This window comes from Dinoroseobacter shibae DFL 12 = DSM 16493 (assembly GCF_000018145.1).
GTDB classification, from domain to species: Bacteria; Pseudomonadota; Alphaproteobacteria; order Rhodobacterales; family Rhodobacteraceae; genus Dinoroseobacter; species Dinoroseobacter shibae.
In genome coordinates this window covers 1,309,307-1,322,954 of record NC_009952.1, presented here as the reverse complement: position 1 = coordinate 1,322,954, position 13,648 = coordinate 1,309,307, and the positions used below count along the sequence as shown (strand labels likewise).

At 65.9% G+C, this 13,648-nt stretch carries 11 protein-coding genes; 7 read left to right on the top strand and 4 right to left on the bottom strand.

Translation table 11 applies throughout. From position 1 onward, the window contains the following. Positions 1-2 precede the first annotated feature (2 nt). The 3 genes from DSHI_RS06485 to DSHI_RS06475 are packed head-to-tail and all read right to left on the bottom strand — an operon-like array spanning position 3 to position 3,155. Positions 3-1,136, bottom strand: a complete 1,134-nt coding sequence (locus tag DSHI_RS06485; RefSeq protein WP_012177944.1) for a Gfo/Idh/MocA family protein — start codon at positions 1,134-1,136, stop codon at positions 3-5. Between the two features lie 7 nt (positions 1,137-1,143). Continuing rightward, a complete protein-coding gene (locus DSHI_RS06480) occupies positions 1,144-2,040 on the bottom strand; it encodes a sugar phosphate isomerase/epimerase family protein (protein ID WP_012177943.1) in 897 nt (298 codons plus the stop codon). Continuing rightward, entirely contained in the window at positions 2,037-3,155 is a 1,119-nt protein-coding gene (locus DSHI_RS06475) for a Gfo/Idh/MocA family protein (protein ID WP_012177942.1), read from the bottom strand. The genes DSHI_RS06480 and DSHI_RS06475 overlap by 4 nt, the downstream gene beginning before the upstream one ends. Before the next feature lie 98 nt (positions 3,156-3,253). Between DSHI_RS06475 and iolD the strand changes: the two genes are divergently transcribed. Genes iolD through iolG form a run of 5 tightly spaced genes read left to right on the top strand, consistent with a single transcriptional unit; the run spans position 3,254 to position 8,800 of the window. After that, complete coding sequence (gene iolD / locus DSHI_RS06470) at positions 3,254-5,119, top strand: 3D-(3,5/4)-trihydroxycyclohexane-1,2-dione acylhydrolase (decyclizing) (protein WP_012177941.1); 1,866 nt, start codon at positions 3,254-3,256, stop codon at positions 5,117-5,119. After that, positions 5,119-6,117: a 5-dehydro-2-deoxygluconokinase gene (gene iolC, locus DSHI_RS06465; protein ID WP_044027658.1), complete on the top strand. Its 999-nt coding sequence runs from the start codon at positions 5,119-5,121 to the stop codon at positions 6,115-6,117. The genes iolD and iolC overlap by 1 nt, the downstream gene beginning before the upstream one ends. Positions 6,118-6,120: 3 nt before the next feature. Beyond that, positions 6,121-6,981 carry a 5-deoxy-glucuronate isomerase gene (locus tag DSHI_RS06460; protein WP_012177939.1) on the top strand — a complete coding sequence of 287 codons (861 nt, stop codon included), beginning with the start codon at positions 6,121-6,123 and terminating at the stop codon, positions 6,979-6,981. Continuing rightward, positions 6,978-7,820: a class II fructose-bisphosphate aldolase gene (locus DSHI_RS06455; RefSeq protein ID WP_012177938.1), complete on the top strand. Its 843-nt coding sequence runs from the start codon at positions 6,978-6,980 to the stop codon at positions 7,818-7,820. Before DSHI_RS06460 ends, DSHI_RS06455 begins: the two co-directional genes overlap by 4 nt. Continuing rightward, complete coding sequence (gene iolG / locus DSHI_RS06450) at positions 7,817-8,800, top strand: inositol 2-dehydrogenase (protein WP_012177937.1); 984 nt, start codon at positions 7,817-7,819, stop codon at positions 8,798-8,800. Before DSHI_RS06455 ends, iolG begins: the two co-directional genes overlap by 4 nt. Before the next feature lie 19 nt (positions 8,801-8,819). On the opposite strand, the gene DSHI_RS06445 is transcribed toward iolG, so the two are convergent. Further along, positions 8,820-9,227, bottom strand: a complete 408-nt coding sequence (locus DSHI_RS06445) for an ion channel (protein ID WP_157865275.1) — start codon at positions 9,225-9,227, stop codon at positions 8,820-8,822. 115 nt (positions 9,228-9,342) lie between these two features. Here DSHI_RS06445 and DSHI_RS06440 point away from each other — a divergent pair, with 115 nt between their 5' ends. Beyond that, entirely contained in the window at positions 9,343-10,590 is a 1,248-nt protein-coding gene (locus DSHI_RS06440; RefSeq protein WP_012177935.1) for an efflux RND transporter periplasmic adaptor subunit, read from the top strand. Positions 10,591-10,594: 4 nt separating this feature from the next. Beyond that, the gene (locus tag DSHI_RS06435) at positions 10,595-13,648 is read left to right on the top strand and encodes an efflux RND transporter permease subunit (protein ID WP_012177934.1); all 3,054 of its coding nucleotides are present in this window, start codon (positions 10,595-10,597) and stop codon (positions 13,646-13,648) included.

Sequence of the window (13,648 nt, the reverse complement as noted above, 5' to 3'; positions counted from 1 at the left end):
CCTTACCGCAAGGAGGGCGGACGGGCATCGACCCAGGCCCCGTTTTGCCCCGCGCTTTGCACGGCCGCGTGCACCGCCGCCATGGACCGCAACCCATCCACCGCCAGGGGCAGGTCGCCCGAGGCCTCGCCACGGATCCGGGCCGCGAGATCGACATAGATGTTCGCGACCGCCAGCGGGAACCCCTCCGGGTGGGCGATGGCCACGCGGCTGAGGCGCTGCGCCTCGGAGGTCAGCCCCGCCTCGCCCTTCTCGATGATCTCGGTGCGCCCGTTCAGGCGCGTGTAGTAAACTTGGTTGGGCTGCTCGGAGGCCCACCGGATGCCGCCCAGTTCGCCGAAGACCTGGATATCGAGCCCGTGCATCCGTCCGATGGCGATGGTCGAGGACCAGAGCCTGCCGACCGTGCCCCCCTCCATCCGGAAATTGACCATCGCGTCATCCTCCAGCACGCGGGAGGGCACGGTGGATGCGAAATCCGCCGACAAGGTGCGCACCTCGTCCCCGGTGATGAAGGACGCCAGGTGGAGCGCATGGATCCCGCAATCGGCCATTTGCCCCGAGACCCCCGCCATGGCCGGATCGTAGCGCCAGCGCACGCGCGGGTTGTCGGCATCGTCCCCGGCGGCGTGATGCCCGTGGGAGAAGTTGGTAACGACCGTGCGGATTGCGCCCAAATCGCCCCGGTGCACCATGGCGCGCATTTCCCGCACCATCGGGTAGGCCGAGTAGCAGTAATTCACCGCGCAGATCCGACCCGAGGCCTCGGCGATGCGCACGATCTCCTCCCCCTCTTCGACCGTCATGGTCATGGGCTTCTCGCACAGCACGTTGAACCCGGCGTTCAGGAAAGCCTTGGTGATCTCGAAATGGGTGGCGTTGGGCGTGGCGACGGTAACGAGGTCCAGCTTGTCGGGGCGATCCCGTTCGCCCGCGAGCATCTCGCGCCAATCGCCATAGGCGCGGTCCGGGGCAACGCCGAGGCGCTCGGCATAGGCCTTGCCCCTGGGGCCGTCCGCGTCCAGCGCGCCCGCAGTCAGCGTGAAATTACCGTCCGCCAGCGCGCCCAGCCGATGCGCCGGCCCGATCTGGCTGCCTTCGCCGCCGCCGATCATGCCCCAGGTCAGTTTCTTCATGGCTGTCTCATTCAAATCCGATGGCGCGCAGATAGGCGCGGTTGGTCATGGCATCGCCGAAGGGGTCGGTGTCCGGCAGGGTCGGATCGCAGTCCTGTTCCACCGTGCACCAACCGTCGAACCCGTGATCGATCAGCAATTGGCGGACGCGCGGGAAATTCACGTCGCCTTCACCGAGATTACAGAAAATTCCCTGGCCGCAGGCGTCGTAGAATCCGGTCCCCCGCGCGATGACGTTCGCCTTCACGGCGGGATCGATATCCTTGAAATGCATGTAGCTGATGCGCGGCAAATGCCGCTGCATGAAGGCCACCGGGTCGAAGCCCGCATAGGAATGGTGGCCCGTGTCGAAGCAGATCTTGAGGATGCTGTCATCCACCTCGTCCAGCAGGCGCTCCAGCTCCGGCTCGAAATCCATGAAGCCCGCGGCATGGGCATGGATGCCCACGGTCAGCCCGTACTCATCGGCTCCCATCCGCGCCACATGGGCGATGCGGTCGCGAAAGGCGGCCCATTCCACCGCGTCCATCTGTTCGGCAGCCCCTGCCCGACCCGCCGTGGGCGCGCGGCGCGGCGAGATCGAGTCGATCAGCACGAGATGCTGCGCGCCATGGGCGACCAACGCCTTGCAGGTGCGGACGGAAGCATCCAGCACCTCCTCCCACGCCGCCCGGTCATGGAAGGGGCGAAAGACGACGCCGCCGATCAGCTCCAGCTCATGTTCGGCGAGGGCGTCGGCGACCTGTGGCGGGTCCTCGGGCATGAAGCCGATCGGGCCCAGCTCGATGCCCGTGTAGCCCGCTGCCGCGGTCTCGCGCAGAACCTGCCGCCAGTCGGGATTGCGCGGATCGCCCGCGAATTCCACACCCCAGGAACAGGGCGCATTGCCGATACGAATGGTCACTTGGGGTCTCCCTTCAGTTGGGCAACGTCCTGCCACTGTCGCGTGGCATGGGATTTGAGGGCCGCGGCGGTGACGTGGCTGACCGCCAGCCCGTCGCGGAAACTGGGCCAGCGGGACGCGCCGTCGGCGATGGCTTCGAGAAAATCGCGCGCCTCGATGGTGATCTGGTCCTGGTAGCCGGTGCCGTGGCCCGGCCCCTGGCAGAACGGCAGGTAATCGGGATGGGCCGGACCGGTGAGGATCTGGCGAAAGCCGCGCTCGGCCTCGGGCCCTTCGGCGCGGTAGAGCCAGAGGCTGTTCTGGTCTTCCTGGTTGAAGCGGATTGCGCCCCTGGTGCCGGTGATCTCGTAGATATAGCCCATCTTCCGGCCCGTCGCGATCCGGCTGAAATAGAGATGCCCCATGGCCCCGCCCGTGAACCGGCACATCATTTGCGCCTGGTCGTCATTGGTCACGGGTGTGCCATTCCGATCCGTATGCACGGTCTCGACCTCCGCCATGACCGCGCCGATGGGACCGATCAGGGCGAGGGCCGCGTTGATCATGTGGGGCGCAAGATCGCCCATGGTGCCGTTGGCCATCCCGCTGGTGCGCCAACTGGCAAGCATGGCCGGGTCGGCGTAGAAATCCTCGGTATGCTCGCCGCGGAACCATGTCACCTCGCCGATTTCGCCCTCGGCGATCAGCCGGCGGGCGTATTGCGAGGCGGGCGTCCGGATGTAGTTGAACCCGACCATGTTGACGATCCCGGCGCGCTCCGCCGCCTCGGTGATCGCGATGGCATCTTCGAGCGACGCGCCCAGCGGCTTCTCGCAGAACACCGGTTTGCCCAGGGCCGCCGCGGCCTCGACGATCGCGCGGTGGGTGTCCTGCGGCGACGCGATGACCACCGCTTCTACGTGTGGATCAGCCACCAGCGTTTCCCAATCCGGGGCCGCGCGGCGAAACCCGAAGGCCGCGCGGTAGCGCTCCGCCGACGCGCGCGAGGAGGCCGCCACCATCTCCAGCCGCGGACGCAGGCGCGTGTTGAACAGGGCCCCGACGCTGGCATGAGCGACCGCATGGGCCTTGCCCATGTAGCCACCGCCGACGATACCTACCCCAATCTCGGACATGAGCCCTCCCGAAAACCCTTGCAACCGGTTGCAACGTGAGTATCGTTGAAGCACGAACGCGGTCAAGCACGAACCTGACGGCCCGGGAGGCGAAAGACATGCGCGAGGACACCATCCGCCTGACAACCGCGCAGGCGATCATACGCTATCTGAACGCACAGTTCATCGAGACAGACGGCACGCGGCAGCGGGTCTGCGGCGGGGGTTTCGGCATTTTCGGCCATGGCAATGTGACTTGTCTGGGCGAAGCGCTCCATGATCATCGCGAAACGTTGCCGCTTTATCGCGGCCAGAACGAGCAAAGCATGGGGTTCGCCGCGGCGGCCTATGCCAAGTATCACCTGCGGCGGCGATTCATGTTCTGCACGGCGAGCGCGGGACCGGGTACGGCGAACCTGCTAACGGCCTCTGCGCTCGCCCATGCCAACCGTTTGCCGATGCTGATGCTCTGCGGCGACACGTTCCTGACCCGCCTGCCCGATCCGGTGCTGCAGCAGTTGGAGCATTACGGCAACCCGGCGCTGGGTCTGAACGATGCGTTCCATGCGGTCACCCGGTATTGGGATCGCATCACGCACCCCGCGCAGGTGATCCAGTCCCTGCCCGCGGCGCTGGCCACCATGCTGGACCCGGCCGATTGCGGCCCGGCCTTCCTCGCCCTGCCCCAGGATGTGCAGGGCTGGGCCTATGACTATCCACGCGCGTTTTTCGAGGAAAAGACACACCGCATCCGCCGGATCACGCCCGACGCGGACGAGGTGGCGGAGGCTGCGGCTTTGCTGCGCAGCGCCGAGCGGCCGGTGATCATCGCAGGCGGCGGTGTGCAGTATTCCGGTGCGGTGGCCGAGTTGACCGGTTTCGCCGAAGCCCATGGCATTCCGGTGATCGAAACCATCGCGGGGCGCGCGAACCTGCTGGCCGACCATCCGCTGAATATCGGGCCCGTGGGTGTCACAGGCTCGGATAGCGCCAATGCGATCGCCGAGCAGGCGGATGTGATCCTCGCGGTCGGCACCCGGCTGCAGGATTTCACCACCGGGTCCTGGACCGCCTTCGCGCAGGAGGCTCGGTTCATCGCCCTCAACGCCGCGCGGCACGATGCGGGCAAGCACCGGGCCCTGCCTATCGTCGGGGATGCCAAACTTGGCCTGGTGGCGCTGGAGGCCGCCTTGGGTGACTACCGATGCCCCGAGGCCTGGCGCAACTACGCCCAGACCGAGCGCAAGGGCTGGGACGCCTATGTGGCCGACAATGTCCGCCCCGGAAACCGACCCAATTCCTACGCCCAGGCCATCGGCGTGGTGAACGCGCTGTGTGAGCCGCGCGACCGGGTCGTGGCGGCGGCGGGCGGTCTTCCGGCGGAGGTCACCGCGAACTGGCGCACGTTGGATATCGGCACCGTGGACGTGGAATTCGGCTTTTCCTGCATGGGCTACGAGATTGCGGGCGGCTGGGGCGCGCGCATTGCCCAGACGGAGGTGGAGCCCGAGGCAGACACCATCGTCTTTTGCGGGGATGGCAGCTACCTCTTGATGAACTCCGACATCTACTCATCTGTTCTGACGCGGAAAAAGATGATCGTTCTGGTGCTCGACAATGGCGGTTTCGCGGTCATCAACAAGCTGCAGAACAACACCGGGAACGAGAGCTTCAACAACCTTCTGGCCGACGCCCCCACGATCCCGGAGGCTTTCGGGGTCGACTTCGTGGCCCATGCCGCCGCCATGGGGGCGGAGGCCACGCAGGTGGCCAATGCCGACGAGTTGGCCGAAGCCTTCAAGGCTGCAAAAGCCTCGGACAAGACCACCGTCATCGTGATGAGCGTCGATGCCTATGACGGCTGGACGACCCAGGGCCATACATGGTGGGAGGTCGGCACCCCCCATGTCACCGACAACCCCAAGGTGCGCGAAAAGCACCTGGAGATCGAGGCGGAGCGCGCCAAGCAGCGGCGCGGCATATGATGGACGTTCTCGAAGCTATCCGAAGCCGGAATTTCCTTGTGATCGGGCGGGTCGGCATGGACTTGTCGCCCGCCCCCGCGGGCACGGCCATCGAGGACGCCACCGACCTGATGGTTGCCATGGGCGGGTCGTCGGCCAATATCGCCGCCGGTCTGGTGAAGTTCGGCGCAAGAGCGGCCCTGGTCACGCGGGTGTCCGACGATGCGGTCGGGCGCTACTGCCTGAACCAGCTCGCCGCCTACGGGGTCGATGCGACCCACGTGACGCCGGTGGCGGGCGAGTTTCGCAATTCTCTCGCGCTTTATGAAAGCCGCTTGGCGGACCACAACTCGGTCATCTACCGCAACGGGGCGGCGGATTTCCAGATGAGCGTCGCCGATGTCGAGGCCGTCGATTACAGCCAGTATGGCGCGCTGATCACCGCGGGCACCGTCTTCGCCGCAGAGCCGTCGCGCAGCGCCACCTTCCGCGCCTTCGAGTTGGCCCGCGCCGCCGGGCTGCCGATCATATTCGACGTGGATTACCGCCCCTATAGCTGGCCTTCCCCCCAAGTCGCCGAAGAGGTGCTGTCGCGCGCGGGGGCCCTGTCGGACATCATCGTCGCCAATGACGAGGAATTCGGCTTCATGGCCGGCGGGATCGACAAGGGCCTCGCCAAGGCCCGCGAGCTGGCGCAAACCAGTGCCGGCATCGTGGTCTACAAGATGGGGCCGGAGGGTGCGATCACCTTCGCAAACGGCACCGAGCTGCGCACAGGCATCTACCCGGTCACGGCGCTCAAACCCACCGGCGCGGGCGACAGTTTCATGGCCGGGTTTCTCGCAAGCCTCGCCGAGGGCCGCGAGTTGCGCGAGGCCGTCCTGCGTGGCTCGGCCTGCGCGGCCATCGTGGTGGCCAAGCCCGGCTGCGCCCCCGCCATGCCCGATGCGCGGGAGCTCGACGCGTTCCTTGCCCGCCATCCCGGCCCCCGCAACGCCCCGCAGCCCGCGGAAGGATAACCCATGCATATCGCCCCCCATGACAACCGCAACAAACCCATCGTGGACGCAGGCGACGCCCTCGTCCCGCTGAACTACTTCAACATCGTCAAGCTGAAGAAGGGCGAAAGCTTCGGCTACGCGGTCCCCGGCTACGAGACCTGCATCGTGCCCGCCACCGGGCTGATCGACGTGACCGTGGGGGGGTTTTCCGCCGACAAGCTCGGCGGGCGCGGCGTGGATGTCTGGGACGGGGAGCCCGAGGGCGTCTATGTCCCCACCGGCCAGGAGGCGCGGTTCACCTGCCTGTCTGACACGGCCGAGGTGTTCATCGCGGGTGCGAAGTTCGACACCGTTCTGGAGCCGTTCGCCGTGCGCGCAGACGAGCTGGACCTGGTTCAATACGGCTCCGACGACACCAAGACCCATCGCAAGATCAAGCATATCCTCGGCGCCAACCAGCACGGGCGCGTGGGTCGCTTGCTGGTCTCGGAATTGTTCACCGTGGGTGCGGGTGGCTGGTCGGGGTTTCCCAGCCACAAGCACGACACCGACCGACAGGACCCGGCCACGGGCGAGATGATCGAGACCCGCCATGACGAGACCTACAATTTCCGCTTCCGGCCCAATTACGGCTCCGGGCTGCAGATGCTGCAGCGCGCCGACAACGCGCCGGGCGATGCCTATCATATCATGGATGGCTCCACGATCTGCATCGACAAGGGCTACCACCCCTGCTGCGCCCTGCCCGGTTACGAGATGTATTACTTCACCATTCTCGGCGGGTTGAGCCAGCGCAGCCTGAAGCAGTATTTCCAGCCCACCCATGCGGAGCAGCTGCATACCATCCCCGGGATCATGGACATGGTGGCCAAGTTCAAATGACGCTCGCGACGCTTTCGGAGGTTCTGCAACCTGCGCTCGAGGGCGGCTATGCTGTGGGTGGTCTGGTGTGCCTTGGCTGGGAAGAGATGCGCGCCTACACCCGCGCGGCGGAAGCCGAGGGCGTGCCGCTGATCCTGCAGGCCGGGCCGTCCTGTCGCGCCCACACCCCCCTGCCGGTGCTCGGCGCGATGTTTCGACACCTGGCGGAAAGAGCCTCGGTGCCCGTGGTCGCCCATCTCGACCACGGCTACAGCTTCGCGGAGTGCCAGGAGGCGCTCGACAGTGGGTTCACCTCACTGATGTTCGACGGATCGCGCCTGCCGCTGGAGGAAAACATCGCGCAGACCGCGCGTATCGTCGATCTGGCCCACAAAGCAGGCATTTCCTGCGAGGGGGAGATCGGGTTCGTCGGCTATGCCGAGGGGGATGCCAGCCAGGGCACCGACCCCGAGGAGGCCGCGCGTTTCGCCCGGGAGACCGGCGTCGATGCCATGGCGATCTCCGTCGGGAACGTGCATTTGCAGCAGAACCGCGAAGGCGGGCTGGATGAAGGGCGCATTGCCGAGATCGCAGCCCGGACCGAGGTGCCGCTGGTGATCCATGGCGGCTCCGGCGTGCCGCTGGCGCAGCGCACGCGCCTTGCGCGCGGCTCGACCATCTGCAAATTCAACATCGGAACGGAGTTGCGCATGGCCTTCGGCGCGGCACTGCGCGAGGCGGTCACGTCTGACCCGGACCGGTTCGACAGGGTCCAGATCCTGCGCGAGGTGGAAGCCCCGGTCGAAGCCGCCGCCCGATTGGCCCTGCGGGCGCTGGCCCCGGAAAGAGAGGTTGCATGAAACTCGGATTGCTCGGCTGCGGCCGGATCGGACAGGTCCATGCCCGGAGCCTGTCCCGAATTGCCGAGGCCCGGCTTGTGGCGGTCGCGGATGCCGTCCCCGAGGCGGCGCAAGCCCTGGCCGCGCGCGCCGGGGCCGAGGTGCGCGGCAGCGAAGAGATCATCACCGCACCCGATATCGACGCGGTGATCGTCGCCACCCCCACCACTCTGCATTTCGAGCAGATCCATGCCATCGCCGCCGCGGGCAAGGCGATCTTCTGCGAAAAACCCATCGATTTGAGCGCCGAGCGCGCGGCCCAGTGCCAGCAGGCGGTGGAGGCCGCGGGTGTGCCTTTCCTCACCGCGTTCAACCGGCGCTTCGATCCGAGCTTCGCCCATCTGCACGACCAAGTGCGGGACGGTGCGATCGGCGAGATCGAAATGGTCGTGATCACCTCCCGCGATCCCGCCCCGCCGCCGATTTCCTATATCGAAAGCTCCGGCGGGCTGTTCCGGGACATGATGATCCATGATTTCGACATGGCGCGGTTCCTGCTGGGTGAAGAACCGGCCGAGATCCACGCGTTCGGAAGCTGCCTCGTCGACCCCGCCATCGGCGCGGCGGGCGATATCGACACGGCCATGGTCACCCTGCGCACCGCCTCCGGCAGGCTGTGCCAGATCAACAATTCCCGGCGCGCCACCTACGGCTATGACCAGCGGATCGAGGTGCACGGATCAAAAGGCATGCTGCAGGCGGCAAACCAACCTGCGCATCTCGTCACGCAAGCCAGCGGTGGCGGCTTCACGGCCGCGCGCAGCATGGACTTCTTTCTGGAACGCTACGAGGCGGCCTATCTCGCCGAGATGACCCATTTCGTCGATGCCGTCACCCGCGGCAGTCCGCTCAAGGCGACCATCGCTGACGGGGTCGCGGCACAGCGCCTTGCGGACACGGCCGACACAGCGCGGAAAACCGGAAAGGTCCTGTCGCTCTGACCTGATCTTCGCGGCGCGCTCACAGCATCTTGTGACCCTGGTCCTCCGCAGGCAGGATCCGCCCGATGACCCCGATCAGGAACGCCGTGCTGATCCCGAAGGTCAACAGCCCCGTGATCGCGCCGAAGGTCGCGAAGATCCGCAAGCCTTCGCCCAGAACGATGTCGCCATACCCCAGTGTCGTGTAAGTGACTGTAGCAAAATAGAAACTGGTCTGGATATCCGGGAAAAGCCCAACGAACTTGAACACGAAGGCCCAGGTCCAGATCTGGATCGCGTGCGCCAGCACGATGCCGAAAACCGTCAATGACAACAGAACCGTGGTGCGGATCAGCTTGCCCCGGTGCTTCAGCCTTGCGGCAAACCGCGCGACCAGAGGGACCGTCGCCGCCACGATCCCAACATGCACCAGCGTACAAAGTATCAAGAAAGAAGTCCCCAGTAACACCTGGGCAGCCATCGACATCGGCGGGTCCTTTCGGGTTTGACTGGCTACTGAAACGCTGCAACCGTGCGTGGCAAGTCTAAGGGCGGAGTATTGGATGTTGAACCTGAATGTTTCCCGGGCCTTGCTGGTTGTCGTTGCCGCAGCGATGACCGGCCCGGCAGCAGCGCAAGACACCGCGCGCCCTGCGAAGGTGGTCACGGTCGCGCTGACCGAGGCGGAGGTCGTCCGCACCTACCCCGCGATCGTGCTGCCCTCGGACGAGGTGGAGCTGTCGTTCCGCGTCGGCGGCCCGGTGGTGGAGCTTCCGATCCGCGCTGCGACCTCGGTCGAAACCGGTGACATGATCGCCCGCATCGACCCGCGGGACTTCGAGCGCCAGATCGCCCAACTCGAGAGCCAACGCGACCAGTCCGCCGCCCAGCTTGCAGCCCTGCGCACCGGCGCGCGCACCGAAGAGATTTCCGCGCTGCAGGCCGCCGTCGCCTCGGCGGAGGCACAACTGGCCCAGGCCGAGGAACAGGCCGCGCGCACCCGGCAACTGGCCGAACGCGGGGTCGCGGCCGCCGCACAGCTGGACAATGACGAGGCCGCGTTGCGGGTCGCGCAGGCAAACCTGCAGGCGCAGCGGGAACAGCTTGCCATCGGGCAATCAGGGGGCCGCCCCGAAGATATCGAAGCGGCCGAGGCCGGGCTGCGCGGGCTGGAAACCCAGATACAGATCGCTCGGGACCAGCTCGACGACGCCACCCTGCGCGCGCCGTTCCCCGGCATTATCGCCCGGCGCTACATCGACGACTTCTCGATCGTGCAGCCGGGACAGCCCATTGTCCTGCTCCAGAACCTTCAGGTCGTGCACCTGACCTTCGATGTCCCGGGACCGGACGTGACCGCCCTGTCAGCCAACGGACAGGGCAACATCCGAAACGAGGTGACCTTCGACGCGCTGCCCGGGCGGGTCTTCGACGCCGAGATCGTCGAGTTCTCGGTTCAGGCGGATTCGGCGACACAGACCTATCGGGGCCGCGTGGCGGTGACCTCCCCGGACGAGACGACAATCCTGCCGGGCATGGTCGGGCGCGTGATCTCGAGCGCGCCGGGCGGGACGCCCCGGCTGATGGCCCCCCTGACCGCGGTGGCCGCCGCCGCCGACAGCAGCCCCTTCGTCTGGATCGTCGAGGACGATGACACCGTGCGCAGCCAACCGGTCACCTTGGGCGAAGCCTCCGGAGAGATGGTCGAGATCCTCGATGGGCTGGAGTCCGGTACCACCGTCGTGTCCGCGGGCGTCAACCACCTGGTCGAGGGGATGCGCGTGCGTCCCGTGACCCGGATCGGGGGCTGAGCCCTTGGACCTGGCACGTTTCGCGCTGCAAAAGCGCCTGATCTCGGCGATCTCGACCCTGCTCATCCTGATCGCGGGTTTCTATGCCTATTCGACCCTGCCGCGCTTCGAGGACCCCGAGTTCATCATCCGGCAAGCGCAGATCATCACCCCCTACCCCGGCGCCCAAGCCGAGGAGGTGGCCGAAGAGGTCACCGATGTCATCGAGGACGCGCTGCAGCAATTGCAGGGTGTACTGGAGGTGCGTTCGGTGTCGTCGCCCGGGCTGAGCAACGTAACAGTGGAATTCACGATCCCGTCGGTGCCGGACTACACGACGCTCTATGAACGCTTCGCGCAGATGCGCGCCAAGATCGACGACGCGCAATCCCTGTTGCCGCCCAATACCCTGCCCACGCAGGTCTATGACGATTTCGGGGATGTCTACGCGCTCTACTTCGCGGTGGTGGGCGATGGCTACACGATCACCGACCTGCACAGATACGCCAAACAGTTGCAAAAGCTGCTCGTGACCGTGGAGGGCGTGTCGAAGGTGGTCCTCAATGGGGTGCAGGACGAGGTCATTTATGTCGAATTCTCGCCCGCGCGTCTGATCGAGCTTGGCCTGACCGCACAGGATGTGTCGCAACTGCTAGAGGCCGAGAACCTCGTCGCGCCCGCCGGATCGATCCAGGCCGGGGCCACGCGGCTGGAATTGCGCCCGCAGAGCGCCATCTCTTCGACCGAGGCGATCGGGAACCTGATCATCACCAACCCGGAGACCGGCGCGCTGTTCCGGCTCGGCGACATCGCCAAGGTCACGCGCGGCCTCGTGGACCCGGCCGATCCGATGATCTTCCGCGACGGCCGACCCGCCATCGGGATCGGCATTTCCAACACCCTCGGCGGCAACGTGGTCGACATGGGGGTTGCCGTGAAGGACCGCATGGAGGCGCATATCGCCGAGCGCCCCATCGGGATGGACGTCATTGCGATCTCCGACCAGTCGGAGTCGGTCAAGGTTTCGGTGAACAGTTTCGTGAGCAACGTGCTGGTGGCCCTCGTGATCGTGGTCGGCACGCTGATGGTGTTCATGGGGTTCCGCTCGGGGATCCTGATGGGGGGCATCCTGCTGGTAACGGTGGCGGGCACGCTCTTCGGCATGTTGCTGTACGGGCTCGACATGCAGCGGATCTCGCTGGGCGCGCTGATCATCGCGCTCGGCATGCTGGTGGACAACGCCATCGTCGTGGTCGAAGGCACATTGGTGCGCGTGCAGAAAGGCGAGAACACCGCCGAGGCCGCCATCGCCGTGGTCAACCAGACCAAATGGCCCCTGCTGGGCGGGACCGTTGTCGGGTTTCTCGCCTTCTCGCCGATCGGGTTCTCGCCCGACAATACCGGCGAGTATGCGGGCAGCCTGTTCTGGACGATCGCGATCTCGTTGCTTTTCTCCTGGCTCGTTGCGATCTGGCTGACCCCCTATTACTGCACGCTTCTGCTCAAGCCCGGTGACGCGGACGCACCGGAACAGGCCGAAAACGGCATGCTGCGCGCTTACCGGCGCCTGCTCGACCTCGCGATCCGGTTCCGCTACGGGACCGTGGTGCTGGTGGTGGCGCTCTTTGCATCGGCGCTGGCGATGTTCAGCCAGGTGCCGCCGGGGTTCTTCCCCACCTCGACACGCGAGCAGTTCGTGATCGACTACTTCCTGCCCGAGGGCACGGATATCTCCAAAACCCGACAGGACATCCTGGAAATCGACGCCCATGCCCGCAGCCTGGCCGGCGTGACGGGCACGAATGCCGCTGTCGGCGCCGGGCATCAGCGTTTCATGCTGATCTATCAAAGCGAGGACGCCAACAGCGCCTATGGGCAGATCCTCGTGGATGTCGAAGCCTTCGACCAGATAGATGGTCTTGTGGACGAATTGCAGGCCTGGATCGTCGCGAACTACCCTGATGCCAATACCAAGGTATGGAAATTCCAACTCGGCCCGGGGGGCGGCTCGAAGATCGAAGCCCAGTTCAGCGGCCCCGATGCGGCCACCTTGCGCGCGCTCGCGACCCGCGCCAAGGAAATCATGGCCGAGTACGGCGCAATCGCGATCAAGGATGACTGGCGCGAACAGGTCCAGATCATCCGCCCGATCATCGATGCCGAGAACGCACGGCGGCTCGGCCTGTCGCAAGCCGACATCTCCCACGCACTATACGGCCATCTCAACGGGATCACGTTGGGCGTGTACCGCGAGGCCGACGAACTGCTCGACGTGATCATGCGACCGCGGGCGGCGGACCGCAACGAGATCGGCGAATTGCGCAATGTCCAAGTCTACAGCCAGGTGGTCGGAGGCTATATCCCGATCTCGCAAGTGGTGGAGCGGTTCGAGATCGCGTTCGAGGCTGGCAACCTGCGCCGCATCGACCGGCAGCTGACGATTACCGCGCAATCGGACAATGCCCCCGGGGTGCTGTCGGGCGAACTCTTCGAGCAGTTGCGCGGTCCGATCGAGGACATCCCCCTGCCGCCCGGCTACAGCCTGAGTTGGGAGGGCGAGTATGGCTCGTCGCAGGAGGCGAACGAGGGGCTGGCCTCCACCATGCCGCTGGGGTTCGGGGCGATGGTGCTGGTCGTGATCTTCCTGTTCAACGCGGTCCGGCAGCCGCTGATCATCCTGTTGACCGTGCCCCTGGCCCTGATCGGCGTCATCTGGGGATTGGCGCTGAGCGGCACACCGCTGGAGTTCATGGCGATCCTCGGCATACTTTCCCTGACGGGGATGCTGATCAAGAACGCGATCGTGCTGCTTGATGAGACCGACAGCCAGATCGCGGGGGGCAAGGCCCGCATGGCGGCGGTCGTCGACGCCGCCGTCAGCCGGGTGCGCCCGGTCTCGCTGGGTGTTCTGACCACGGTGCTGGGGGTGGTGCCACTGTTGTGGGATCCGTTCTTCAAGTCCCTCGCCGTGGTCATCATCTGCGGGCTGAGCTTTGCCACGATCCTGACACTGATTGTGGTGCCGACCCTCTACACGATCTTCTACCGGGTCACCGGGGACGAGACCGGCGGCACCTGA